This window comes from Pseudomonas sp. Yb2C2, from assembly GCF_052112325.1.
In the GTDB taxonomy this organism is placed as follows: domain Bacteria; phylum Pseudomonadota; class Gammaproteobacteria; order Pseudomonadales; family Pseudomonadaceae; genus Aquipseudomonas; species Aquipseudomonas marginalis.
The window spans coordinates 312,892-338,826 of record NZ_JAVAJK010000004.1 but is presented as its reverse complement, the minus strand read 5'-3'; the positions used below and the strand labels follow the sequence as shown (position 1 = coordinate 338,826).

The following is a 25,935-nucleotide window of genomic DNA, read 5'->3' as shown; positions in this document are numbered from 1 at the left end:
GCTGTTCGATTACGCCTGGTCGCTCCATGCCCGGATATGTTTCAACGCCAGGCGTTATCGAGTAGCCCTGAATGAGATTTTTGCTCAGAACACCTGCAACAGTCGAACGTTGATGCGGGCGCTTTCCTTGAAGCCATTTTCCACCTCAAGATCGCGCCCGAGCGCCACCAGCACCTGCGTCTTCGGGCGGATGAAGTAACTGCCACCCACGCTGATTTTTCGTTGCCGAGCCTCGTCGTCGCTGTCAACGCCATTGACTCGGGTCTCACCGCCCCAGGTCTGCGACAGGCCGACGAAAGCGTTGGCTCCGGGCGTGAACTGGTAACGCAAATATCCCTGCCCCTGGTAGAGCTGTTTCTGTTTGAGCGTGTCGCCGGCAGCGCCGTAGTTGTCGTTCTTGCCGTGGAACATGACGTCGCCGGTCAAATCGACATACCAATTGTCGGTCAGCCCTTTGACGAAACCTACCTGTAAATCAAATTTCCAGCGGTTCTCACCCAGATTGAGCGGGCGGTCGTGGCTATAGCTACCCGTTGGAAGGTACAGATAGGGCGCTATGGCTAGATAGGTGCGAGACGCTGAGTCGTTGATCAACCAGATTGGTGCGGCCAGGATAATGTCACCTACCCCGCTGGTCTTGCCCAGTGCACTCGTGTCGCGCCCGGCATCCAGCCGGCCAAACGGTACCAGGATCTGGGGGCCTACCGTCAGCCCGCCAATCGTGGTGTAGTGCACCAGCCTCCCGATACCGACATCCGAGACCAGCCGAGGATCCCGCGCCGTCTGCCGTCCCTGGGCATAGAGTTTGTTGCGCTCGGCATGCTGCAGGTACAGCAACCCCGCCGTCGTACCCTCCGGCGCCGGGACGAAATCACCGATGTCCACATCGATGGCGCGCGCGGTCATCGGCACCATCGTGACCATCGGTAGACAGGCCAAGGCCAATACCTTGTTCATGCAGCTCAGGGGCGAGTGGGTACCGGCCTTTGACACGTGGCCGGTCCTGCGGGCGACGCTGGAGAATGCTTGGGTCATTACGGAAGTCCTCTCTCGAGTAGTCATCTGTCATTGATCGGTCGGCGAAGTGCGGCGACACAGGACAACGCGGCAGTGCGCATGACAAAGATAGGGGGGACGTGCCCCAAGTCGCTTTGTTGGGGCGGTCATTCGTTGTGCTGGGAAGGACAGTTGCTCGGCGCTTACGCCTCGTGGCCTGGGGGCCGTTTCAATTGCGTGCCTCTGCGCCGGCCATGGCGTCGTAGGCCGGCGAGCGCAGCAGCGCATGGAGTTGTCGGCGGCGGACCCCCACGTTGCCGCCGTCGTACAGGGGAAAACACAGCGCGTCCTGCATCAGGCCGGCCAACGGGTAGAGGTCGGTATAGGCATCGACACCGACAACGCGCATGGCATCGTAGACAGCCTGAACGCACAGTTCCGAACAGTGAACCTTGGTGATGATGGCCAGTTCGCGGCTGCGTCCCTGGGTGATATCGAGCTGGTGACAGGCTTTCCAGGTCAGGTAGCGCGCGGCCTCGATGCGCATCTTGATATCGGCCAGCATGAAGCCAACGTTCTGGTGCTCAATCACAGGCACCGTGCCGGAGCGCTTGTCGGTGCGGGCAAACTTCAAGGCGACGTCGAAGGCCGCGCGCATCACACCTACGCAGGCCGCGCCGATGAGCGCCGCAGTCCAGGAGAAGGCATCTTCCACCATGGCAATGCCATCGCCCGGCTTGCCCACAATATTGGCCGCCGGCACGCGCACATTGTTGAAATGGATGCGCGGCGAGATCGTCGCGCGATGGCCGACGGTATCGAGAAAGCCCGCGATCTCGATGCCCTGGGCGCTGCCGGGCACCATGATGACCGCCAGCGATTGCTGCGGCGGCAGGGCCGCATCGGTGCGGCATATGACGCTGTACAGGTGCGCGCCCTTGCCGTCCCAACCGGTGCCGTTGGTGGTGTAGTGCTTTGCGCCGTTGATGACCCATTCGTCGCCTTCGAGGCGGGCGAATGTCTGCACGCCGGCGGAGGGGGCGGAGCTGTCGTAGTTAGCGCCGCCGGTGACCTCAGTGAAGGCCAGGGCGGCCAGGCGCGAGCCATCTTCGACGAAGTCCGGCAGGAAGCGGCGCTTCTGCTCCTCGGTGCCGTGGTGCAGCACCGCGTGCAAACCCAGGCCGGTGCCCAGCAAGGCCGAAGGCAAGTTGACGTCGGCGGCGGCGAGTTCTTCGGCAGCCAAGGCAAAATCCAGCGTGGTCAGGGCGCTGCCGCCGAACGAGGCGGGCAGCAACGCCTTGATGAAGCCGGCGTCGACCATGGCATCGTAGAACGGCCGCGTGGCGTAGAACCGGTCTTCCGGTCGCGCGATTGGGGCGATGGTGGGGGCGACCTTGCTGAGGACTTCGGCGGCGAAGGTTCGCGCGCTTGCCTGTAAAGCCTTCTGTGATTCGGTGAGCTGGAAATCGATAGCCATGGGAAGCGACCTTTCTTGCGGTGGGTTAGGTAACGGACAACCCATCGTAGGCAGCCGGACTGCCTCGGTCTCGCTGGAGCGTGCAAGCCCAATTGACGATCTGTGCAACAGGAGGCACACATGACACGTCTGAGCGGCCCGCCCTACCGTGACATTGGCTCAGAAATCAGTCGCTGGCTTGCGCTCGCGATGATTGTCTTTTGCGCCACTGAGGGGGGACCGCAGGATGCAAGTCTGGACTACCGAAGCGTGCGTGCAGCGCGAAAGATTCAGCTACTGGCGTGAGGTCCTCTGCGAAGCCTTCGTCTCGCTCAATCCCATCCTCAAGCAAGAGCCTGCAGGATCGGACTTCACGGGCGAGGTGAGCTCCCGGCCCCTTTCCATGAGCGCGCAGACCCGCGTGTTTTCCCGTGCGCAGTTCGTCCAACGACGTTGGGATGAAATCCGCCGCAACCCGGTCGAGTTCTGCTTCGCGAACTTCCAGTTGGAAGGGTCATGCGTGGTCCGTCAGGATGGGCAGGAGACACTGGTGATGCCCGGTGACTTCTCCGTCGTGGACTCCACGCGTCCCTACTTTCTCGATTTCAGGGAAGATTGGCGCGTGCTGTCATTCCGTATACCCAGGGAGCAACTGGTGTCCAGGCTCGCGGCACCGCGCCAGGCGACAGCACGCTGCGTCAGTGGCCTGATCCGGGAGCTGCGCTTGCGGCACAGCGCGCGCGATCTCTGCAGTTCCGGCCATCCTGGCGTGCTCGCCGTAGCGCTGCGCTGGGGATTTAACGATGCCTCGCATTTCTCCCGGTTGTTCAAGCAACGGTTCGGGATCTCCCCACGCGGACTCGCAGCCAGCGTCGAAGGTGAAGCCAAACCAGGAACGAACAGTTGTGGATCGGTCCAGGATCTTCTGATCAGGTGAAGACAAGGTTCAGGAACTACAAAGGCGATCAAGGTGCGAGGTGCCGGGATGCGACGCGGCGCAGGGTGACCTGCGGTCATCTGTTGGTAGTCCCCGTTCATCACGGCGCGTTTCGCCATGAATATGGAGCCAGCGGTACTCCCAGGACTGACTTGCGGGGGCTATTTCTGAAACGCATCAACTACCTCCAGTTTTGCTCACGAGGTGTTGAGGTCGTTCTCGCTCTTGATGCCCCGAGCATTGCGGTCTTCGATGCCCGGGGACAGTCTGGATTGGACTGGCGTCTGTCGACTCAGGCGGTCTGGTACAGACGGCGCTCGACCAGCCTGCTGTTACGCAGGCGATGCGTTGCCTTGGCACCGGCCAGCACGGCCAGGTCCAACAGCGGTTCGAGGATGACGACGGTCATGTAGGCACTGCCGAAGGTCAGGACTGACAGTGCGTTCTCTGCCGTGAAGCCCTTCCCGTAGAAGGCCCAGAAGGCAACCCAGGCGACGATGCCTGACTGGAATGCCGTCGACAGGCCCAGTGCCTGGCGATAGCCCAGATCAACATAGGGCGTGTTTGGCGCGATGATACGCCGCGCCAGGGCAGCAACTGCCAACAGCGGTACCAAAAGGGTGGTGACGTTCATGCCGTACTGCGGCAGGTCGAATGGGGCGAAGAACAGACCCTGGATTAACAGCCCCAAAGCGAGACCTACTGCTGCAGGTGCTGCACCGAACAACAGGAACAGCGTCGAGCCGAGGATGAGATGCACCTCCGAGACGCCAACCGGATGATGCGGTAGCAGTTCAAAGAAGCCAAACACCAGCGCCGTGGCGGCGGCGGCGCGAACTACCAGCGAGACGGCACCTCGTTCGCCAATGGCGTCCGCAACGAGTTTGACGGTGTAGGTGCCGACGCTTGCGGCGGTAACATAGCTCAGCCAGAGTTTTCCGGCTTCCACGAGGCCAGGTTCGATATGCATGACGATGACTCCTTGGCCGCCTCTGCGGCTTGCTAGGTAAAAAAGGACAACAAAAAACTGCTCCGCCCTCAGTTAGAGGCTCGGCTGATCGCCACGGGCTCGCGATGCGGCAGATGCTCACCGGTGTGCCCGTGGGCCGGTGGACAACTTGCATTGAGCAAAACCACCGGTTGTCCATGGGGAGTATTCAGGTAGGCCTGCCTCCATTCCTCGCCCCGCTGGACGATGTCCTCCATCCCGGTCAGGCCAAGGGTGGTGACCATTCTTTCCATGGCCGTGATCCATTGCCGGTAATAGGCGTCATTGACGCCTTCTCCGGGTTGCGCCGGGGCGGCCTTGATCTCTTCGCTGAATACCTGCACCCAGTCCTTCCAGGGGAACACGCCGGCTTGGTGCAAGTGCACCAGCAGGGAAAAAGCCTGAGCCTGCCAAGGCTTGTCGAACACCGGGCCTTCATCGTCGAGAGGGAGGCCGACGGCCTTGTAGTCGTGGCGCATGCTCGTGTTCATACGGCCTCCAGGTAGTTGTCCCATAGGTCGATGCACACACTGTCCGGTCGCCGTACTCCCCACAATTCTTCGGCACTGAAGCGTACGGCATAGACCTGCTTCGGCTGTTCGCCCAAACCATGGGCCATCGTGTCCGGGGTAGCGAACGCGCCATGTGCAATCACGATTGTGCCGACCTTACCGCGCGCGTAGCGTGGCAGCCGGGTGTGATTGGTTGGGTTGAGGCACTTCGTTCGCACCCGGTCACCGACTCGGAATTGGCCGGGGACATCTTCTTTTGCCCGCGACGAGGCGCCGCCGAGCACTACGGCGTCGACGATGTCCGGTGTTAACACCGTGACGGGCTGTGTCGGTGGGGTTGGTTTGGCCGTACCCTGCAGTTCGGCGGCGCTGATGACGCCCTTTTCTGTCAGCAGGGTCTCGAAGGCGTGCAGCCAGTGCTCGTAGTAGCTCGACTGCAGGTATTCGGCCGGCTTCATGCGTTCGATGGCGTGGCGGAATTCGTCCACGTTGAAGTACCCGCCGACGAAGAGCGAGGCGAAGAGCGGAAAAACCCTGCGCTCCCAATCATGATGGAAGATGGGTTCGTGCTCTTCCATGAGCACTGGGCCGAAGCCATGCATGCCGCCCAGGTCGTGTATACCATTCATGGGTTTTCTCCTTCTCAGGTTCAGGCTACTTGATCCGGATTCTTAGGCAGTCCGGTGCCGATCATGGCGTCGCGAGTCACGAGTTCGACCAGTTGTTCCTCGTTCCAGCCATCAGTACCCGCCGGACGTTCCGGCAATACCAGATAGCGCAGCTCAGCGCTGCTGTCCCAGACGCGAACTTCCTTGTCATCAGGAATCGTCAGACCGAACTCCGCCAGCACGCCGCGCGGGTCAATGACTATCCTCGAGCGATAAGGTGCGGACTTGTACCAGACCGGTGGCAGGCCCAGGGTCGGCCATGGGTAGCAGGAGCACAGTGTGCATACCGTCACGTTGTGCACGGTCTGGCTGTTCTCCACGACCACCATGTCTTCACCCTGAACACCAGAAAAGCCCAACTCGGCGATGGCTGCGGTGCCATCTTCCAGCAGCCTGTGTTTGTACAGAGGGTCGAACCAGGCTTTCGCTATGACCTGGGCGCCGTTTCTCGGGCCGACCTTGTGTTGGTAGGTGTCCACCAAAGCATCCATGGCTACGGGATCGACCAGGCCCTTTTCCGTCAGCAGGGACTCGAGCGCTTTGACGCGTAGCGCTATGGCCTCCGGTGGCTCAGTGTGGTCGTGATCGTGATGATGTTCGTGCGTATGACTCATGTCTTTGCCCCCTCTGAAGTTGGTGAAATCGCTCCCTGCATTACTCGACGAATGCAGCAATACCAATATCCGGCGCCAGCTTTTTCACAGGTTACTTCCCTCGTTTCGGCCAAATTACCCCAACGCTTTTCATTCCTTTGGCGGGGTCCATTTCGGGGTGTGCGAGTACTACGTCGCGGTAGGAGGGGCTACCAATCACGGCGGGTTTAAACTTGATCAGAAAGTCATTGACCTCTTTGCGCAGATCCGGTGCCAGATCGTAGTCGTTGTAGCATTCCTCAAGACAATCGAGCACGGCTTGCCAGTGCACCTCGGTAAGACCCATTCCGCGATGCGCGGTGACCATGTCCCTACCTCGGTATTTGGCGCTGCCACCCCAATGTTCAGAAAGGAAATCGACAAAGTTGATGTGTTCCTTCTGGAATGTTGATTCGGACATGTGGGCCCAGATATGGCCGATAGCGGGATGTCCCATGGTCTTCCTCAAAACTGCCCCTGCGAACTGATAAATGACGTCGTAGCCCCCAAGACGCGCATAGAGGGAGGGCTGTTGTTCCACGGATGGTTGCTGGTCGGTCATGATGCGGTTTCTCCGTTTCGGCTGGGGACGATCTCATTCGCTCAATGTCGCGTTCCGCACGGTTGATAAAGGGTGCGAGAACTTGCGACGAATCCAAATTAGAGCTGCTGTCGAGCGCACGCTTTGCTGGCAAGGACAATCGTTTGGTCTAGACGGACAACGGCTTAGGAAAACCGTGCTTGCAGCAGACGCAAAATGCTGACATCGGAACTGGTCCTGCGGCCATGGGGGTAGATATGGTCCGTGACTGGGGTTCCTCTATTTCTGCCTTGACCGGACGGTTCGCTGTTCTAGATCGCCGTGGACGTTGGTGTTTTACGATTGGTCCCATTCCATCGGCGTTGCAGCACCAAGGTCCCGAGTTGCAGCAGGTAAGTGGCAAACTCTTCGGGTGCCATGTCCCATCTCTGTAAAAACCAGGATGAATCGGATAGTCGCTGCTGTTCTCGTAGATGCATGAGACACCTCGTCATTTGTGTTTTTAGGGACACGGCGTGGAGTAAACATTATCTAGGGGAGATGAAGTGTGCTTGGCTCGAATGGACAACCGTTTGGTTAAAAAGGACAGGTATAGATGTCCGGCATGCCAGTGGGCAGCGATGGTGCAGGGTGGGGAGGGATAGACAGGGATAAACGGCCAGACACAAGAAAGCCCGCACGAGGCGGGCTTCTTGAGGTGATTCATAGACTGCTGTAGACATCTATGGATCGGTACTTGGTGGTACACAGTCATTTGAATTGGAGTTTCAAGCATATGATTTTTATATATTATATTTTTTGTTATGAAGGAGGGGATACACGTGGGGATACACGCGGCACCTTGTTGAACCCGATACGGAAGTCTTAATGAGAAAGAGCGTGAGGTGTGCCCAACCAGTGTTGGCAATTTTCTAATGTCTGCGGAGAGTAGTGCTAAGCGAGCAAGCAGTACTCTCCCAACGTTTTCGATGTGGCTCAAACGCTATACGGTGTAGATGGGTTAAGCGTCAATTGTGGGCAATTGCTGTTCGATGACGCCTAGCCATCCCATACCGGCATAGGTTTCAAACCCAGGCGTTATCGAGTAACCCTGGATGAGGTTTTTACTCAGGATGCTGTAACCGCTCGATTGGGCCGCTTTAGTCTGCAATTCAATGCGCTCGCCCAACTGATTCTGTGTATCAGAGCTGGCAATTATCCTGTGATTGTCGTCGATGATCATCAATCGACTTCGCGAGCGTTCATCCTCGCTCAATCGCACGCCTTTGAGCACGGAGTCAGCTTGATTTTTCCAGTCGAAAAAAATTCCGATTACGCCAATCACCGGGGTCTGTTTACCTGCCTTGCTGCGCACTGCGGCACTGAATGTGCAGGTTTGCGAGTCGTTCAAAAGCGGTTCGGCTGTTACTTCTCCAGCGAAATACTGATCACCTGAAGCGTGCTGCATTGCTTTCTTGAACCAAGGCTCCTTTGCAACATTGGCTCCGATCACCCTGCCAAAGGTTCCCGGTCGGCCTGATGCCAAGATTCGCCCACTGTTGTCAGCGACCCAGATGTCCAGGTACACGGTGTAACTGTCGAGAATGATCCCAAGACGCTCGCTGGCGTGGGCGCAATCTTCCGGGGAGTGACTCGTCAGCGCGTCTACCAGGGATGCATCCGTTGCCCACCAGCGCACGTCGCATGTGCGCTCGTAAAGGTTTCGATCGATGATCTCGATCATGTTAAGCGACAGATCAGCCAATCGCTGTCCGCGCACGTCAAAGCACATGCCACGACCGAGTGCCGTCAGTTCATTGACCGAAACCTGCAAGTCCTCGGTCAGCCCGCTGGCAATTTTCGAAATACGTTCGGAGATATTTTTGACTTCTTCGGCCACAACCGAGAACCCCATCCCGGCCTTGCCTGCATGCGCGGCTTCAATGAGTGCATTGATTGCCAGCAATCGAGTTTGGCGAGTGATCGCATGTATATCACTGACACCACGATTCGCCAGAGACTCTACTTCCCGGGAAAGGGAGACGATCCGTTCGGGTTCGATCATTTTCTTTCTGCTTCTACGAGTTATTGATGGCGGCAGTGGGTTGCTGATCAATGAACGAAGAAAATACAAAACTGGGCTATAGCTGCCCTCTAACGAATGAAGGTTAGGACCCCTCTAACAATAAGATCGGCTGATTTCACTTGGCCATTAGGTGAATCCGAAAAATTAATTCAAATGTCCGAGGCCCGGACCCCTCTTGGCTTGGGTCGTAAGGAATGGGACACCAATGAGCGCTGGCAAGAGAGCCTAGAGACTCAGCAGTTTGATGCGGCTCATTGACAATACGGCATTCATGACGTGGTCAGGCTTAGGAGGGCAGGGCGGTCGTAGTGGTTGTCATTGCCGCACAGGGTCAACCCTGTACGCATCAAGGCGCCGAACCTAGACGGTTTCATTCAGAAAACTCAGCGCAGTGATGGGTGTCGCTTCGGTTGGGGCAATCACGGTGAGCATCATTCAGATCGGATAGATAGCTCTGGTTCTGGTTGTCAGTTGGATTGCCACCCTGAAATCCACGAAGGGCCGGTTTGGTTAGATTTCAGCCTCTAGCGATAGGCTGCTATCCGCCGATTCTGTTGAAAAAGTCGGTTTTCCTAAAACGCTCGAATATTGATGGATGAGAGCACCTCTGTTGCACGCTGCTAAGTGAAATCCGAGCCCTGAACCGTCTGCCCAAATTCAGATTTCAATCTCAGGCGCGTACTTTTCTGCCGTGGAATTCGATGTCGACTTTTTCAACAGAATCCGCCAGAAGCCGACGCTGAATACAGTTCTTAGCTCGATGACCTGCGCAAGGTTTCCACCCTAGCGTGTTCAAGCGCATTCAATAGCGCATCAGAAAGCTCGCGACGAGAGACGATGACCTCTTCATTTACCTGCCAAGCGATGCCAATGTCAAAAGCAAACCCAGGATAGGCTATATGACTGTCTGTCTTTTTATGGATTGATGCTGGCTCAAACTTCGCCAGAGGAACTCTTACACGAGCAAATCTTGCTTTGACCTGCTTAAAAGTCTCAAAAATCTGGGGTGGATCGTTGCACTGATTTTCTGACAATCGCTGAGTCAACGTTCGAACGACTTCATAGGCGCCAAGTACCCATAGGTATGACTGGGTCACATGTCCTTGAATATCTTCGTATGTGGGTGAGATATTTTTTTGGAAGTAGTCATCCACAAGCTTTTCATCAGTTCCACATAACTCAACATCCATGTCCCCGAGGCTCTGAACTAGCCCCATAAGATGGGGCTCGAACCTCATCAACCCAATAGAAACCTTTATCCATCGCTCAAAGCGATCGTCCTCGTCAAAAATCATATTCCCTCCCTAAAATCTCACAATAACTGTGCTGGCCAACACAATTTCCTCGTGCGTTCCCTACCATTGCACCTCGGTCAGGTCCGCCAATACCCAAGTTCATCGTCTACCCTGATCCTGAAGGTATCTCAAGAACGGGCCGGTGCTACTGGGTCGATTTCTGCCTGTAGCTACCGTCAACTTCGGGCCGAAAGCACCCTGTGATGGATGGTTGCTTTGGGTCGTTTTCTGTCTATTACGACCGGCTCAAAACGGCCATTTCCGGACATTCATGGCAGGCATAAAATCGCCAGTGTGACAGGCTTCGGTTGCTGATCCCTGCCCTGGGAACTGGCGAGCCTATCGGAGTCGCACCCAATCCGTCGCAGAGCCACAGCTATCGCATTTCATGTCGCAGAAAATGGAGCACCTGCGACAGGCTCACGCGACACCGCAAAACTTCACCCCGCGGCGCGAGCGAATCGTCGCATAACTTAGGAGTAAGGCGACAAATCAGCTTGTGCGAATAGCCGCTATTTGTCAGTAGCGTGTACTAGCTCAAGCAAAACTGCCGCACAGCACAATCGTGTTCTGCACTAGCGGTTAAATGATACCGCTTAAGATATCGTCGCTGGGCTCTCAGAAAGATCCTCAAACTCTTCTTCATCGATAACATCAAATTCTGTGAGCTCTTCTTTTGCCTCCTGCTCCTCGAGAAGTTTCAAGTAGTTAATTCCGAATGGATTTATCTTAGATAGCATTTTGTCTAGCCGCGCACAGTCTCGTCTGCCACCATGATTAATTGTAAAGTCACGATACTCAGCAATTTTAACCACGAGTTCAACATCGTCCCAAACATCGCCGGCGTGATAAGCAATAGTTAGCGCTGCGCTTGCGTTTTTATTGTGGATGTCGGTGAGTATACCTAGAGGGACAGTTTTTATGATCGCTATTTGTTCAGTGGACAATGTTGGTCTCCAGCTATCGCGTTGAAGACCCATGCAACTATATAGAGCAAACGAAAATAAACTAGATTTATCATCGAAGCTCTGCTGGAAGAAGTTGGCTGTGAAGAAGTTGAGAAGGTGCTCGCTCACAATGTCAACTGTATCTGTATGATGTAGGTTGAGGCTCCATGTCCACAATGCAACATGTGCGATGGCCGGATGATTGTCAAATAACAGCGATTCGATTTTGTGCGATAATTTTGGTCCTACTACGGCACTATTTTTAATCCTGTGGATTGAGTCGTTCCATAAAACACCGACAACTGTCATAAGGCCTAAGCAAACCTTTTCACTATCGGTATCGTTCAATAAGTTATGAATTTCGTCCTGTCCCTCGTCACCAAGCCAGTGACTTGTCGGACGCCTATAGGACGCAAAACAAGCATAGCTATTCCGAACCCAAGTATCTTTGGGGGCATCAAGGTTTTTGTACAGTAACCATGCTTGGTGCATAAGTTCACCCGCATATGGCCCACGGCATAATGCTCTCCAATCTAATCTTGATTTACATCCTCTAGCGAAATACGTAATCAGACTTAGTGCTTCAGTTAGAGTATCGGGTCCAGCCTCGGCTTCCTCAATAAGGCTTTGTACCAATCTTGCTACTGCGCCTGGCGGTACATTTGGATGGCTTAGCCACTCCTGTTTCCCTGAAAACCCTTTCCCAGCATCCATTCTGCGCTTCAGCAGATTTGCCTTGTGCACCAAAGCTTTGATAATTGAATCAGCTCGTTTACCTGCCAATACAGCAGTCATTGGTATAACTTCTTTCCACTCGTCAGAAATCAGTCGACTGGTTAGAGGTTTTATCAGTGGCGATTTAGAGTCGTAGCCGTCGTAATGCCCATCTACAATTGCCAGGGCTGTTAGATACTCCTGAAAGGTTAGATGTCTGAATTGATAAAACGGCACTGCACGGCCATTTTCAACCTGTCGCCCAGCTTCCAGCAATAAGCTTGAGCGCAGTTCTACTCTTTTCAAAAACTGGTAGGGAGTATCTTTGGCATAGCGCTTAATTTGAGGGACATTCTCGCGTGCCTTTTCGAGCAGTTGAAGAAGCTCTTGTTCAGTTGCTGTTTGTTTTCCTGCTCGCATGAGTTCAAATGCTATATAGGAAAGCTGGGGAATTGCCTCCTTAGTGTCAAGCGCGTCATGCCCCTTTATATTCCACGTATCAAGAAGGACCTCTACTGCACGACTATACAGACGGACCCTGTCAGGTGGGAGCCTGCCAGCACCATGTTTGACCACAAGAAGCATTGTCAGTAAAAGTGGGTTTTCAGCGAGTCTTCTCAATCCCATGTTTGATGTAAGTATCTTGCCTAGGGAGTTTGCTTCTGCGAGCGCCTCAGGTGAATTACCAACCATTAGTTTGTGCCAGTGACTACATAGCAACATTATTGCATCGGAGCTGAGGGGGGCCACCCTCCACTGTTCGCAATACGTGGCCAGATATGGCGCAACTAGGCTGAAACCTGCCTCTCGACTAGTTACTACCAGCTTTGTTTCTGAAAACTGGTCTAAAAAAGATCGTAGGTTTTCAACGAATACGGTTCTATCACCATCGTCATGGATCTCATCCAATCCATCGACTAAAAGTAAAATCTTTCCCTGCTTAAATAAAGGAGTTAGGGCCGAGTGTAATCCGTCAAGATCTGGTTGGCCTGTAATGTCCGAAAGGCTTTTTAATAGGGTCGCAATTGGAAGTTTTATGTGGTCTCGCCATTCGCGACACTTGATTAATATGGGAGTCAGCTCAGCGTCAGGTAAGCTGTCATCGCTTTTCAGTCTTCTGTCTGGACTTGCATATGCGACTGCAAGCCTCTTTAGTAGTAGGCTTTTCCCTCCGCCAGGTAGTGCCAAAAGAGCCACCCCTTTGGTTTTATTAAAAACATCGCCGAATGACTGCGGCTCTTTGTTTTTTCTCTTCCAACTAGTAAGTTTGCTTTGGCGTAAAGGATCATCCAAAGAAATGTCTGGTGGGCAGGGTAGTAGCTCAAGCGGTACAAATAATTTTTCAAGGTCAAATCGTCGTTGCGCTGTGTCCATATCAGCGCTTACACCTTCAATGGTCATTTGACCACAGTCTCTTATCAGGAATTCTTTGTAGCTATCAAGAAGCATGCGGTCCTTTTCGGTCTTACCTGTTCTTCTTATTTTTGGTGTCGAGCTGGCAAGGGTTTTTATTTTGTTGTGGAATAAGCTAGTTAAAAATAACGGTAGTTTTGAATGCTTATCGCCGTAACTTAGCGGGTCAACAAAGCCATGCCAAGTAGGATCTGCATGCCTGTCTGAATACTGCTGCTCGCTAACCAGCGCATAATGCTGGAGAGTAGAGGCGCCGAACTGAATCTTTAGCCAATCTATCAGTGCGCTGAAATTCGGGTCGGAAAAAGTCTCTCCGCATCCGATAAATAATAGTCGTTTGAAAGCGCCTAAATGCCTCTGGAAAAGATCTCGAGTCTCGCTATTCAATGTCCTTTCGTAGTCTCTAATTCCAAGTATGCAGGACTCCGGCTGCTGCCATTTGCCATGTAGATGCAAAATCCCCTGCTCTTCCTTTCTCATCCATGCGGTGGTTTGGCGTATGTCGGAAGGAACTATTGCCGGGAGTCCTGTGACCTTCTCTAGTAAAGAATCATAATTTAAAGTGCATATTGGAATGCCTAGTTTTGATATCGCTTTGATGGCCTGCGCCATGTCATCGTTTTTTGGGACTATATGTTCAAACGACTCATTTAGCCATCGAGCATAAAGCTCCCCACTTGGTGCGCCCAACTTCCGACTAACAAATTCTGCCGCACTTAGAACGTCATCTATATCATTGGAGTGTAGTTGGTCACTCCATGACTCTATTTGAGTCTCGGTGATTTTCCCCTTTATACCGCCGAATGTAAATCCGCTTTCAATAAGTCCCGTCCATGAAAGCTGTTTGTATTCGTTGTTTGTTAAGGAAATACTAACGCCAGTTCCTATGATGACGATGAGTTCTTCTTTGGCTATTGATTCATGAATATTTTTAACGGCAATACCATTTGTCATTATTTTTTCTTCAGGTTAGGCAATTTCTAAAAATCCATTTAAAGAGATCACAGAGCCAAACGCTCCGCATAGTCGCTAGACCAGTTTGATCAAGCGTCCTCCCTAAAATAGGCACTCAAAAAATACAGTTTTTTCTTATCACTGGAACCATCATCGTACGCGATCGTCGTACGATAATACTTGTTATGGCCTGTGGCCACTGCTGAAGTGGCAGATGTGCTGATACCCTGAGCTCGACGGGACGAGTCTAGGAGTTGTCATGTTCCACTCTCCTGCAACACGCTTAGCTGCTGGAACACGAGGTGTTCCGACTATTTCTATTCGGTGTAAAGCCCATGAAGGCCATGTGTTCCGTGGCCTTCAGCGTTTATGGTACACCGGGAGCATGTGGGGCACCGGATTTAGACGGGGTGAGTTGTTCATTCATCCCGCTGCCCTTTATCTGGGACACCCACAGCGGGTAATGGTGGTGGTCACAGGGGCACCTCTTTCCCTGACACCTCAACAGCATCACTGATAGGTGGGCAAGGGCTGGGGGCTTGGCCCTTTACTGACCTAATACCCAACCGGAGACGGAACCCCCTATAGCCACTTGAATCTGCAAAAACATCGGGGTTCGAATTACCCCAATCCGAATCACCTCCCAAAGGACCCATGAGCGAAGCGGAGGTGCCGTGTTTTGGCTGCTGGGTAATTGCACGGACTTGCTCACCCTTTTCATTCGACCTGACCAGTCACTGCGTCAGATTTGACCGGCACGAGTTGTGGGCATGACCGGCAGCAGTCGACCCAAAGAGGACGTCCGATTCGCTGAAGAAATGGCCAGCATGTTACTTTTCCTGGACACACACGGAGTACTGCACCTCTTGTAAGGAAATTACGATGCTCGTCGATACCCGCGAAATCTGCATTCAGTCGCCACGCCTTAGTATTCAGCCATTCTGCGCGCAGGACGCCGTTGAATCCTTCGCTTGTATAACTGCCTCGTTGACTCGTTACATGTCGTGGGAACCACCTGCTTCTCTTGAGGACTACGCAAACGTCTGGCGGCACTGGCTGCCTTCAATCGCAGATGGCAGCGACTTTGTGTTCGCAATTAGACAACTCGACGATGCTCGTTTTACTGGCCTTGTCGGCTTGCACGATACCCACGGTGAAACGTCGGAGCTGGGTATCTGGATTCGTGAAGATAAACACGGGCTAGGCTTTGGAGGTGAAGCGGTCCAAGCGGTTGTTCAGTGGGCCAGCCAGCGAGTGGTAGCAAAAAGTTTCATCTACCCCGTTGCGACGGACAACCATGCGAGTCGACGTATTGCCGAGGCTCTTGGTGGGATCATCCTCGAGATGCGCACATCAGCCAAGTACGACTCGGTTGTTTACCAAATACCAACTGTTTAATCATCTTTATCAAACCCGTCGACTGACTGCTTCTGGCCGTTCTCTGCCGATCTTGGTTTCAACGCGTGTTGGTCAAATTCGATGCAATTGCTGGTCAGAACGAATGCAAACGGATGGTCAGGTGGAGCGCAATTTCGCAGGCTGCTGTCTGGGCATCTGGGAGATGTGTAGGAATGCGTGGGCGAACCCCTCTGCTGCTCGCTGAAGGCGCCTAATGCGACGGGGTGATGGGGGTTAAAACCGATACCCCTCAAAAAACGGTGTTCCAGGTGTTCCAGGTGTTCCACCAAGGCTGAAAGCTGCGGATTACGTGGCTTGTAGAGTGGAACACCTTTTTATTTGAGCTGGAACACCAGGTGTTCCAGCGGCAAAAGGTGTTCCACGTTGAAGCCTGTTGATTTGGTCCCAGAGTCACGTCCTCAACGTTCGGCGCAGGTTGCGCCAGGAACGATTTGTGTGAGGACAGACGTAGTCGGTTCGGTCTGGTAAGTGTGTGGCAGCCCCTGCTGCTGCTCGCTGAAGACGCCCAATGCGACGGGATGATGGAGGTAAAAAACCGATACCCCTCAAAAAACGGTGTTCCAGGTGTTCCAGGTGTTCCACTAAAGCTGAAAGCCACGGAGTACGTGGCTTTCAGGCTGGAACACCTTTTTATTTGAGGTGGAACACCGCGTGTTCCAGGGGAAAAAGGTGTTCCACGTTGATGGTGTGTCGATTCAGTCCAACAGCAGTTCCTCAACCGGCGGTCTCTCTGGGCCTGTCCTAATTGTATGAGGGCCGACGTAGTCAAACCGGTCCTCCCGGTGAGTGGGAGGTAAGGGAATCCGAATGTCCTGCAAAGAGCCTTGCAGACCCATGAGATACGCGACCTGCTGGTATCGTTTGGCTACTGCCACCAACTCATTAGCGCTGCTTCTTATTTGTTCCGCTCGTTTGTACAGGATTGCCCTCAAGAGCTCTTTGTGTGAGGTCTCCAGCGCTTGGTTACCCTGTTCAAGTCGTTGGTCGATCTCAGTGACTTCCTGTTCAAGTTTAGCGATGGCAGCGGTTCGAGCCAGGTGCTTGCCACGGCTTCTGTCCGACTCGCTAAGGATTGATTGCAAGGCGGTGTCTGCTTCGGCTTCAGCGGCAGTATCACCAGCAGCAATAGCCGCACTGTAGGCTTTGAGCGCCTTGTCATGCGCCGATGCTTTGGCTTCCTTGTCGAGAGTGGCCTCAGTGACCAAGGCCGTTAATTTGTGGGCTAGCTGCTTCTTGGTTCTCTCCAGTTCTTGGAGCGTTTCACGTTGAGCTGCGTATTTGTTTTGAGCCGCTTTAATTTCGGGGGTTGAAATCGAGTTTCTGTTAGACATGCGGGTATCTCCATTTACATATGGTGCTGCGAAAGGCTTGCCGGAATGGCAGGCCAAAATGGATAACTAATTTATGCGGCCTCGAAGGAGTGCCCGCTGTCATCCGCCATGAGTGCGGAGGAGTTAAAAACGTAGGCACGGGCTTTAGGCATGCCCGGTAGCCTTACCGATTGAGCCGCTTTGCCATCGCTGCCGGGCTCTAAAATGGCGCGGTTCAATAGCTCTTTGTTAACGGCATTCAGGTTCATGCCTTTGAAGACTTCGGAACACCAAGCCTCGGGCAGTACGTAGTAGGTAGTGGTGGTGTGCAACGCATCACCCAGGCCATGCTCCAGCGTTTTGCGAAAGCCCAGCCGGTCAATGGTGCGAGGGCCGTGCTCATCGATCTTGGCGGCGGCGGATTCCCAGCGAGTGAAACGGCTCTCCCCAAAACGCTCGATCACTTGGCGAAGCCGCGCCACGATGGCATCACTCTCGAAGTTTCCGGCGCCGCCTCGCTCATTCAGCCAGGCATTGAGACAAACCTTTGCTGCCGTGGTCGCTCCACCCTCAGGCCAACCTGTTATCCCCAGGGCGGTGGCCAACTCTCCAGCGGCAGCGGCCAGTCCAAAACGAGTGGCAGCACGTTGGGCTTGTCCGCTCGCTGATTTGGGTAGTGAAGTCGAGACAAACCGCTCAATGGTGTGGCGCAAAATGGTTGACCACCCCAGCATCTTTCCGGGCTCACATAGGGCCGACAGGAAGGCGGTTAGCGGGGTGCCGTAGTACTTGGTCACCCGCGCTTTTAGAGCGTCTGAAAGCGCAGCTGCATCCTCAAATCCATTGAGGGCGTCGAACATTCCAAGCCCTTTGCTGGCATCGGCAGGTACTGCGAGCATGCGTACTTCCATGCCCGCTTTAAGATCCTTGTTTGCCTCTGCCATGTGCTGCGCTAACGTCTTTTCCCCGGTCGAGAGAAACAACAAACGCCATTCCTGCACGTGACGACCGGCCTGGCCTCGATCATTGGCGCGTGCTTTGCCACTGCCATTGCCCAGCATGTAAACCGTTTCGCCAATGATGCGCGGATCGCACATTCCAATTTCATCGAGAACCAATAAGCCGTCTGAGTGCGCGGCGGCGATGGACTCCAGGGCGTTGTCAGTCGAACGCCAGGAGCGCACGCAACGCGGACTCCCGTAGACCGATGCGGCCACTTGCAAATGTGTGGTCTTCCCACCGGAGCTATCGCCGTAAAGGTGAAAGCCTCCTGACTCATGGCCCAGCATGTGCAGTAATGGCCCAGCAAAAGCGGCACACACGACGAACGTTAGTCGGTGGTTGCCAATGCATAGGGAGCCAATATGGCGTTGCCATTGTGCGAGTGTTCCGGCCTGACTGATGGGCGGAAGTTGAGCACCCGCATCGTAGAAATGCAGCTGCTCTTTGCTGACACCAATCTGCTGCTCCGGGAGTAGGTAGGCATCGTCATGCCAACCGAGTCGGTTAACGACTCGAGCGCGTTTGTCACTGTCATAGCTTTGCAGGTAGCCCTGTAAATCGTTGCGAGCATTACGCCCTGAGCGACTTCCCGCCAACCGCAAGCCCATGTCCACCAGCGGCCCCAACACTTCCTTGCCGAAGTCACCGGCCATGTTGCGAGCGGGGATGTTCCAGCGTTTTTTATCTCCATCGGGATCATCCAGCTCAACCAGTAAGCCCCAGTTGTTGCCCTTTTCGTCTCGGGTGCGGGCAAGGATTTCCAGGCGAGAACACACTGGCCGGGATTCACCGTCATCGCCGGCATAGAACACGCCTTCGGATGTGAGCCGAAAGCCACCTGGCAGCGTATTGGTTTTGGATTTCCTAGCGGGTTTTTTGCTCGTGGTCTGCTTGGCTTTGGACGGCTTGTCGCCGGGCGCCGTGAGCGGCAGAGAGAAAAGCTCTCCTGTGCGCTCCAGCTCGGCAAAGTGAGCGGTCGTCCAACCCTTTACCAGTGCATCGGCAGCATCATCGCCGTCCGCCCACACACCGCCCTTGGCAAAGGTCGGTGCCTCTCCATCAAGGCCGGGGCGCTGACTGAACACCGCGAGCGCCAGAGCGCGCACAGAGGCCGCTCCCAGCGTTCGCAGGTGCTCGGCCAGCTCATCCATGCACTTGAGCCCTGGCGCATCATTATCAGGCCACAGCAGCACATCGCGCCCAATCAACGGACTAAAGTCCGACTTGCGCCAAGAGTTCGTTCCGTTGAGCCAGCAGGTGGCGACGTACCCCGGCATAAGCAGTGCGGCGGCGTCGGCAGATTTCTCCCCCTCAGTCACCACGACTGGCGCCTCGGCGCGTTGCTTGAGGTGATCGAGGTGCAATAGCGGACGCGGTTCCGGCAGACCCTGCCAGCGCCATTGGAGAACACCATTTTTGCCTTTGCACCAGGTCAGAGGTGCAAACACTTTGCGCGGATTGCCGCTGTCATCTGGGGGCAGGTCAAAGCGGTAGAGCACCGTCAAAGGTTGGGCGTCAGCGTCTCGATAGATCCAAACTTTTGAGGGTGTTCCGTGCTGGCGATGCTTGACCAAAATTTTCGCCATGGCCTCATCAGGAATGGGGCGGATCGCCACCCAATCCGGTGTTTTGCTTTGCGCCGATTTCGCAGCTGTTGAGACGCCATTTGAGTCGTTGGTTACACCCAAAAAATCGGCGAGTTTGTTGCACGCTTCGACCTCTGTTCCGCCGTCCAGATAACGGACCAAATCAATCAGGTCGCCGCCCTTGTCGCCGGTGGCAAAGTCCGCCCAGGTGCCCTTGGCTAAGTTCACCTTGAACGATCCGGCGTGCTTGTCGGCGCGAGTTGGATTCGGCGCTGAATATTCCTTGCCGCCGTCTTCGCGTTTCCCGTTGGGAAGCCAGTGAGCCAATACTCGGTCAATAGCCTTAAGAGAGGCCGCTTTCACCTGGGCGAAGCTGGGGCGTTTGCCTGTTTTAGCGGGGCGCTCGGTCATTGGTCAGGCCTCGCAAGAAAGAGCCCGTCCGTGACGTCATCGATGAGTGCTTTTGCCATCTCGCCCAGGTAATAAGACGCCCAACTTAACCGCTCGCAGTTATCAGTCATGGCGGCGTCGAGCGCGAATTGATTGGCGAAAAATTGCAGGTGTGATGCGACCTCTAAAGCCTCATCGATTGATATGCCTGGGTTGACGCGAAACAGCATCCGGCCTTCTTTATTCACCTTGGTGAACTGGGTATGGCCCGGTGTTCTTTTTCCGGCTGGCGAGGTCATAGGGCACCTCCATCGCGTGGCATTTTGCGAGTGGAGTCATGGCCGTGTTCGGGTAGTGTTTTTATGAGAGCGAGTGCGCCGCGTACATCCCAAAGAGTGCCCGCCACTATCGCTGTTGGGAGCGGCGGTCTGCCCTCGATGAAGTGGTCTTCAAGCAAGGCCAAGACCGAGTCGGCACGAATGATGATGCAGTTGATTGCATCGATTGGTATGCCTGCTTCGACGTCGCCGGAGACGGTCAAAAGCTCTTCTGGCAGAGCGAGGCATTTCGATTTCATTGCACACCCCCTGTGGCTTCCAGGGCGCGTGCTTTTTCCATGTGAGAGTTGTAGCGGGCGAGTCGGGAACGGAGGCTGGAGTTAGCGTGTAGAGCGGCGCGAGCCATTGCCCGGTGGGCAGCAGCACGGATTTTGGACGGATTGAGGGCGTGCATGGTGGAGCTCCTTCTTAAGTGGAAGCTGCCACTGAACGTCGCCAAACGAATAAAGGTGGCAGCTGTGCGCAGGTTGGCGAACCGGGTAAGAAGGAACCCGGCAGACCCGAAGGTCTCCCGCGCACAGCCGCCATAAAGCAGGAATGCGGGCACAAAAAAAGCGCCTGCAATCGATATGGTGGCGCCTGTGCGCCTTCTTAAACTCGGGTCGCCAAACCCGGTCGCTGAATTTGCAGCGACGACCAGAGCATAGCGCTCAGTTTTCCGACGTGCAACCACAAGCGAAGCTTGAAGATTTGCTGGGGGCGAAATACATTGATTGGGCATCTAGATTTACCTCCAACGCCCCCGGTTGCCGCCGGGGGCGTTTTCATTTCAGGCATGAAATTCCCAGCGCAGGTGAAGCAGCGGCAGATAGCCGCCCTCAATCATCGAGCGTGCATCGTGGTATGCAGCTGCTTTTTGGTCGTCCTCGATAGCGACGAGGCTGAGTTTTTCTGTATGCATCGCGAGTACGCACCAGTTGCCGTCAGGCCAGGTCATGACGACGACAGCCCGGTCCAGGCTTTCATGCTTATTTCTAAACCGGATGAGGCGCTGCATGGCTGCTTTAGACAGGCCGATTTCCTGGAGGAGGGAGAATGGGTGTAATGCCGCCTCATGGGCTACAGACGCTCTCATGCGGCCTCCTTGGAGCGCAGCGCGATGCGGGCACGGACCCAGCTCTGAACCTCACTCAAGACCCAAGCTACCGGCGCTCCACGGGCGGTGCTTTCGCTGAGTTTTACGGGGAGAGGAAAACCGCTTTCGGGCTGGCACATCAGCTTGTAAATCGTGGATCTGGCAAGGCCGACGATGGCTGAGACTTCACCTATACGGATCAGCGTAGTGGCTGGATCAAGTTGAAAGGGGGGAGGGTTCCGGTCAGTCATGATCGTCCCCCTCTGGCCCAAATGAGGTCGCATCCAAAGACAGAATTTCATTCCTGGATTGGAATATCCACTGGACGACCTCGACAAGGCGATAACGGTATTGTCCTGCGATCCCTGTCGATGTGAGCGGCTTACCCCGGCGGCGCCAATCCGCAAGAGTTCCGTAGCCTATGCGCAGCGAATAACCGACCTGTCCCTCAGACAAAAAACCGTGCGGGACACTCGCGAGCGGTTCTAAATCTCCGATGTTTTTGCTGCAACGGTACAACCAGCGCAATACCTCGGACCTTCGATATTTGGGCCTGCCGTCGACGTTCGTCCAGTTGAGAGGTCTACCTTTGCGGCGCCATTCCGCAAGGGTTTCGGGGCAGATGCGCAGTGCGTAAGCGACTTGCCCGCCAGTCAAAAAGTCATGCGAGCCGTGGGTGACGTTTGTCCGCGCCTGGGTGGGAGCAGCGGTGTTTAGCGATTCTGATGGAGCGGCGTTTGCGTACATATCAATCTCCTGCGTATCCGTGATCGACAGGAGCGACTTTATTTACCCAGTTGGAACTGTGCTTAGCTCATTCCCATATATTTCTCATCCGCTCAAGAATCTCCCGATAGGCTTCACTCGCCTGCTCATCATCTGCGCTTGAACGCTTTTTCTTGGGGGCCCATACCTTGCCCTGAACCAGGATGTTTTTTATTTGTTTCTGGCTGAGGGAGTGTTTTTTCGAAAGGGAAGCCACTACCTCGGCGTGGATCTTTCCTGATCCCGTATCGCGCTCGTAGGCATCGCAAATATTTTTGTCTCGCGGGGCATTACCTAAACGTCTGACTTTCGCCGATTTATCGGAGCCTTTGCGTGAGACGGCTTTGCGATATTCTTGAGCTGTCTGTTGTTGAGTTGCTGCATTTTTTTTATCCGCTTCGGCTTTTACGGCATAGGTCTCGGCCTCTGCAATGTAACTCCGAGCATCCCCTAAATAGGTCGCGAAAGACTCCCCAGTTTCACTTTCCTCGACCTTGAACTGTTCACGATGTTTGTTGACCATCTCGAGATAAGAGTCAGGGAAGACGCGCGCCATTTTTATAGCTCGTTCATGGTCACCACGATTTGCATCACCCTCGACTAGGTCTATCCATCTCCAAAGCGTGAAGATTGCTCGACACGCACGATCCATCGCTAGGGTCGCCACTAGCTGAGCATCAGATACTCCAGAGCTATCAAGACGGCTAGTGCGTGTTGCAAACGCTAGCCCTAATGCAGGAAACCTGTTGAACGATTGTCGAATGTTGTACGACAGATGACATACCGCAGAAACGACCTTACGGGCATGAGGATCCCAGAGCTCGTCGCAAACGTAGAATTCTTTCCAGCACGATTGCCCTTTGCAGATCACATCAAATGCCTCCGCGAAGCGATCCTCAAATTCAGGGTACAAAGCGCGGGTCGTAAGCGTTGTGGGTGGGTCATAAGTATCGACATCCAGCGGGTGCCCAAGAAGATCCCTATAAGGCATCGGCCACCCCCACACCCCTGAGATAATTCAGTGAACGCGCGATCCATAAATTCCTCAGGAACCGCAGTGCACGGGGCCTACAGCCGGGTATGGCTGGTTTGAGGTGTTCCATTTGAGGCGCTTTATGGGTGGAACACCTTTTTTGTGTGGAACACCAGGTGTTCCAGCTAAAACAAAAAGGTGTTCCACCGCTGAAAGCCACGTAATACGAGGCTTTCAGCGTTTGTGGAACACCTGGAACACCTGGAACACCGTTTTTTGAGGGGGTACGGAAACGCATCATTATTCGACCCTGCCAAGAGTTCCTTCGATCACGTTACCTTTCTCTAGTCCATCGAGGTAATCGGCGTACCACTGCATCATCGTTGTACGCGGCGCCAGGTACTGGGCCTTGTTGTAAATTCCGCGCACACCTGGTGCCTTGTGACTGAGTTGGGCCTCAATATGGTCAGCATCAAATCGGTGTTCATTCAGGGCGGTGCTAGCGATGTGCCGAAACCCATGGCCTGTCTGTCGACCTTCATACCCGAGACGGCGTAGAGCCATTAGAAATACCGTGTCGCTTCGAGGTTTGGTGCGGTCGCTTCTGCCAGGAAAGAGTAACGGGTAAGCGCCGGTCAGGACGTACAGCTCTTTGAGGGCTTCAACGGCCTGACGGCTGAGTGGTACTAAGTGCTCGAGGCCTTTCTTACGGCCTTTGCGTTCCACCGGGATTGTCCAAAGTTTTTTATCAAGGTCGAACTCGTACCAGCACGCTTCACGTAGCTCACTGGGGCGAACAGCGAGGAGTGTCAGCAAGCGCAAGCCCAGTTGCACATCTTTGGCGTGAGGGTAGGAGCGAATGGCGCGGAGGAGGGCGGGCAGTTCTTCAATGCTGACGTGGGCATAGTTTTCGGGCTTACCTGCCGAAAGGAATTTATGCACGCCATCAAGTGGGTTGTTTATCGCTCGGCCGGTTACCCGAGCCAGGTCATAGATGTCTTTGCAGTAGGCTCTGACTCGGCTCATCTGCTCAAGGATGCCTTGTCGTTCCATTCCGCGTAGCAGTTCCATCCACTCCATCGACAGAATGCCTGTGTATGGGCGATTGCCGAAGGTGGGGAACACATGGCGCTCCAACGCACCTAAGACCCGTTTAGCGGTACCGGTATCCCAGGCGTTGAGCCGCGAGCTATGCCACTCCCGTGCGAGTGGCTCGAACGTATTGTTACTTGCCGCTAGCTCAGCAGCTCGGCGAGCCTGTTTAGTCGCCATTGGGTTCTTGCCGTCGGCTGCGTCGCTGCGCAGTACGGAAGCCTTCTGCCTTGCAAATGCGCCACTGACCTCTGGATAACCCCCGAGACCTAACCAGCTCCATTTGCCGGCTGGCGTTTTGTAGCGCAGTTGCCAGGACTTTTGACCGTCGGGTTTTACGCGGAAGTACAGACCGTTGCCGTCCTGCTCCCGGTATTCCTTGATGTCGGGCTCCAGGCTTGCCAGGACGGTGTCAGACAAGGGGCGGCGCTTGATTTCAGAACGCTTCATGGGCATGTATCCCCTGAGTTCTATTTTTCACCAAGGATACACAGGGGGATACACGGTGGGAAGGTATAGGGGTAGACAGAGGTGTACAGCCAGAAACAAGAAAGCCCGCACTAGGCGGGCTTCTTGGGGTTGTTTATAGACTGCTGTAGACATCTATAAACAGGTACTTGGTGGCTACACAGGGACTTGAACCCCGGACCCCAGCATTATGAATGCTATGCTCTAACCAACTGAGCTATGTAGCCAAGTGGCGCGCATTATTCGCGTAGAACGGGAATGCGTCAAGCATTTATTTTGAATTTTTATCTACGCTTTCAATTGTTTATCGGAAATGAGCGAGTTGGGCGACGAGTGGTTGCTGATTCGCTTCTCCCGTGAAGAGACACCCATGGCGCCGAGCAATTCTCGACCGCCGCGCAAACCTGCCCGCCGCTCCTGCTGGCAGCTGGACTGATCGCCCGAGAGCCGTGGGGCTGATGTTCGGTGTTGGTGGGATCGGTGCGGTACTGTCAGGAGGCTGGGCGATCTGCCTGGCACGTATGAAAGAGGTCTGGTTCGGTTGGGCAGATATCCTTGTCGCCCAACGCTTTGCCAGTCAGCCGGATTTACGATTGAAACGGATTCTGGGTGGCGCGCTTGAGTTGTTCGCGTGCGCGCGACAGTCGCGAGCGAACGGTGCCGATGGGGATGTCCAATACGTCGGCTGTGTCCTGATAGCTGCCGTCGGTTTCCAGGGAGGCGTACATCGTCTTGCGCATTTCCGCCGGCAGGTGGTCAATGGCGCTCAGGGTATTCTCCAGGCGGCGGTTGATCTCAAACTCCCAATCCAGGTTGTTGTTTTCTTCCTGTCCATGCCACAACGATTCATCAAATTCGCAATGCACGGGTTTGGCATACATGCGCCTGAAGTGGTTGCGAATCAGGTTTTGCGCGATGCCGCACATCCAGGTGCTGAGCGAGGCGTTACCGCAGAAGCGCTCGCGGTTGCGCCAGGCCTCCAAGTACGTCAGTTGCAGAAGATCATCCGCATCTTCGGGGTTGAGTACGCGCTTGTGAATGAAGCGCCTGAGTTTTTTCTGCTGGTCGTCTGTCAGGTGATGCATGAATTGAGGCGAGCTGCCAACGAGGTGAGCTAAAGCTTCAATGGGGAGATTCATGTTTTTTTTCCTTAGGGTAGACGCAGTCGAGCGGGTGTCGACAGGTCCCCTTAGCACTCCCTGTGCCAATCGAAAAAAATACATAACTGTATGATTTACATATATAAATATTTTTGGCTGGTGGGTTTTTATGCAGTGATTTGCATGCGGCGCCGAAGGCTTTTGCAAGTTTTTTCAAATTCCCAGTGAGCACGGATTTTGATGGAACTGCATGGGGAGACGTTGCCACACAGGGAAACACTCTTCCTGTACTGGCGTGT

At 54.5% G+C, this 25,935-nt stretch carries 22 protein-coding genes and 1 tRNA gene; 2 read left to right on the top strand and 21 right to left on the bottom strand.

Annotated elements, in window-relative coordinates; genetic code table 11:
- Window positions 1-84: 84 nt before the first annotated feature.
- Together Q8X51_RS07900 and Q8X51_RS07895 are read right to left on the bottom strand one after the other, a co-directional pair.
- On the bottom strand, window positions 85-1,035 hold the full coding sequence (locus tag Q8X51_RS07900) for a transporter (protein WP_235865543.1): 951 nt from the start codon (window positions 1,033-1,035) through the stop codon (window positions 85-87).
- Between the two features lie 190 nt (window positions 1,036-1,225).
- Entirely contained in the window at window positions 1,226-2,473 is a 1,248-nt protein-coding gene (locus tag Q8X51_RS07895; protein ID WP_407693079.1) for an acyl-CoA dehydrogenase family protein, read from the bottom strand.
- 226 nt (window positions 2,474-2,699) lie between these two features.
- Here Q8X51_RS07895 and Q8X51_RS07890 point away from each other — a divergent pair, with 226 nt between their 5' ends.
- Window positions 2,700-3,389, top strand: a complete 690-nt coding sequence (locus tag Q8X51_RS07890; RefSeq protein ID WP_323145775.1) for a helix-turn-helix domain-containing protein — start codon at window positions 2,700-2,702, stop codon at window positions 3,387-3,389.
- A 292-nt stretch (window positions 3,390-3,681) separates the two neighbouring features.
- Here Q8X51_RS07890 and Q8X51_RS07885 read toward each other — a convergent pair whose 3' ends face one another.
- The 8 genes from Q8X51_RS07885 to Q8X51_RS07850 form a co-directional block, all read right to left on the bottom strand.
- A complete protein-coding gene (locus Q8X51_RS07885; protein ID WP_065924012.1) occupies window positions 3,682-4,359 on the bottom strand; it encodes an energy-coupling factor ABC transporter permease in 678 nt (225 codons plus the stop codon).
- 68 nt (window positions 4,360-4,427) lie between these two features.
- On the bottom strand, window positions 4,428-4,868 hold the full coding sequence (locus Q8X51_RS07880) for a nitrile hydratase accessory protein (RefSeq protein WP_065924013.1): 441 nt from the start codon (window positions 4,866-4,868) through the stop codon (window positions 4,428-4,430).
- On the bottom strand, window positions 4,865-5,518 hold the full coding sequence (nthB, locus tag Q8X51_RS07875) for a nitrile hydratase subunit beta (protein WP_407693080.1): 654 nt from the start codon (window positions 5,516-5,518) through the stop codon (window positions 4,865-4,867). The genes Q8X51_RS07880 and nthB overlap by 4 nt, the downstream gene beginning before the upstream one ends.
- Window positions 5,519-5,538: 20 nt before the next feature.
- On the bottom strand, window positions 5,539-6,171 hold the full coding sequence (gene nthA / locus Q8X51_RS07870) for a nitrile hydratase subunit alpha (protein ID WP_027606924.1): 633 nt from the start codon (window positions 6,169-6,171) through the stop codon (window positions 5,539-5,541).
- Between the two features lie 91 nt (window positions 6,172-6,262).
- The gene (locus tag Q8X51_RS07865) at window positions 6,263-6,751 is read right to left on the bottom strand and encodes a group I truncated hemoglobin (protein WP_027606923.1); all 489 of its coding nucleotides are present in this window, start codon (window positions 6,749-6,751) and stop codon (window positions 6,263-6,265) included.
- Window positions 6,752-7,730: 979 nt separating this feature from the next.
- A complete protein-coding gene (locus tag Q8X51_RS07860; protein WP_407693081.1) occupies window positions 7,731-8,774 on the bottom strand; it encodes a methyl-accepting chemotaxis protein in 1,044 nt (347 codons plus the stop codon).
- A 773-nt stretch (window positions 8,775-9,547) separates the two neighbouring features.
- The gene (locus Q8X51_RS07855; RefSeq protein ID WP_407693082.1) at window positions 9,548-10,090 is read right to left on the bottom strand and encodes a hypothetical protein; all 543 of its coding nucleotides are present in this window, start codon (window positions 10,088-10,090) and stop codon (window positions 9,548-9,550) included.
- Window positions 10,091-10,686: 596 nt separating this feature from the next.
- Complete coding sequence (locus Q8X51_RS07850) at window positions 10,687-14,118, bottom strand: SIR2 family protein (RefSeq protein ID WP_407693083.1); 3,432 nt, start codon at window positions 14,116-14,118, stop codon at window positions 10,687-10,689.
- Between the two features lie 882 nt (window positions 14,119-15,000).
- Here Q8X51_RS07850 and Q8X51_RS07845 point away from each other — a divergent pair.
- On the top strand, window positions 15,001-15,516 hold the full coding sequence (locus Q8X51_RS07845) for a GNAT family N-acetyltransferase (RefSeq protein ID WP_407693084.1): 516 nt from the start codon (window positions 15,001-15,003) through the stop codon (window positions 15,514-15,516).
- Between the two features lie 716 nt (window positions 15,517-16,232).
- On the opposite strand, the gene Q8X51_RS07840 is transcribed toward Q8X51_RS07845, so the two are convergent.
- The 11 genes from Q8X51_RS07840 to Q8X51_RS07790 all read right to left on the bottom strand — a co-directional run bounded on the left by Q8X51_RS07840 (window position 16,233) and on the right by Q8X51_RS07790 (window position 25,675).
- On the bottom strand, window positions 16,233-16,868 hold the full coding sequence (locus Q8X51_RS07840; protein WP_407693085.1) for a hypothetical protein: 636 nt from the start codon (window positions 16,866-16,868) through the stop codon (window positions 16,233-16,235).
- A gap of 71 nt (window positions 16,869-16,939) precedes the next feature.
- On the bottom strand, window positions 16,940-19,846 hold the full coding sequence (locus Q8X51_RS07835) for a DUF927 domain-containing protein (RefSeq protein WP_407693086.1): 2,907 nt from the start codon (window positions 19,844-19,846) through the stop codon (window positions 16,940-16,942).
- Window positions 19,843-20,124, bottom strand: coding sequence for a DUF3077 domain-containing protein (locus Q8X51_RS07830; protein WP_407693087.1), 282 nt, complete (start codon window positions 20,122-20,124; stop codon window positions 19,843-19,845). Before Q8X51_RS07830 ends, Q8X51_RS07835 begins: the two co-directional genes overlap by 4 nt.
- Window positions 20,121-20,402: a hypothetical protein gene (locus Q8X51_RS07825; protein WP_407693088.1), complete on the bottom strand. Its 282-nt coding sequence runs from the start codon at window positions 20,400-20,402 to the stop codon at window positions 20,121-20,123. The genes Q8X51_RS07830 and Q8X51_RS07825 overlap by 4 nt, the downstream gene beginning before the upstream one ends.
- A 530-nt stretch (window positions 20,403-20,932) precedes the next feature.
- Window positions 20,933-21,238 carry a hypothetical protein gene (locus Q8X51_RS07820; RefSeq protein ID WP_407693089.1) on the bottom strand — a complete coding sequence of 102 codons (306 nt, stop codon included), beginning with the start codon at window positions 21,236-21,238 and terminating at the stop codon, window positions 20,933-20,935.
- Window positions 21,235-21,489 carry a helix-turn-helix transcriptional regulator gene (locus Q8X51_RS07815; RefSeq protein WP_407693090.1) on the bottom strand — a complete coding sequence of 85 codons (255 nt, stop codon included), beginning with the start codon at window positions 21,487-21,489 and terminating at the stop codon, window positions 21,235-21,237. The genes Q8X51_RS07820 and Q8X51_RS07815 overlap by 4 nt, the downstream gene beginning before the upstream one ends.
- Complete coding sequence (locus Q8X51_RS07810; protein ID WP_141537447.1) at window positions 21,482-21,985, bottom strand: helix-turn-helix domain-containing protein; 504 nt, start codon at window positions 21,983-21,985, stop codon at window positions 21,482-21,484. Before Q8X51_RS07810 ends, Q8X51_RS07815 begins: the two co-directional genes overlap by 8 nt.
- Window positions 21,986-22,052: 67 nt before the next feature.
- Window positions 22,053-22,559 (bottom strand): hypothetical protein, encoded by a 507-nt coding sequence (locus Q8X51_RS07805; protein WP_407693091.1) that lies wholly within the window; start codon window positions 22,557-22,559, stop codon window positions 22,053-22,055.
- A gap of 717 nt (window positions 22,560-23,276) precedes the next feature.
- Window positions 23,277-24,518, bottom strand: coding sequence for a tyrosine-type recombinase/integrase (locus Q8X51_RS07800; RefSeq protein ID WP_407693092.1), 1,242 nt, complete (start codon window positions 24,516-24,518; stop codon window positions 23,277-23,279).
- Between the two features lie 168 nt (window positions 24,519-24,686).
- Window positions 24,687-24,763: transfer RNA gene (locus Q8X51_RS07795), tRNA-Met, on the bottom strand.
- Window positions 24,764-25,123: 360 nt separating this feature from the next.
- Window positions 25,124-25,675: an RNA polymerase sigma factor gene (locus Q8X51_RS07790; RefSeq protein WP_065924015.1), complete on the bottom strand. Its 552-nt coding sequence runs from the start codon at window positions 25,673-25,675 to the stop codon at window positions 25,124-25,126.
- Between the last annotated feature and the right edge of the window lie 260 nt (window positions 25,676-25,935).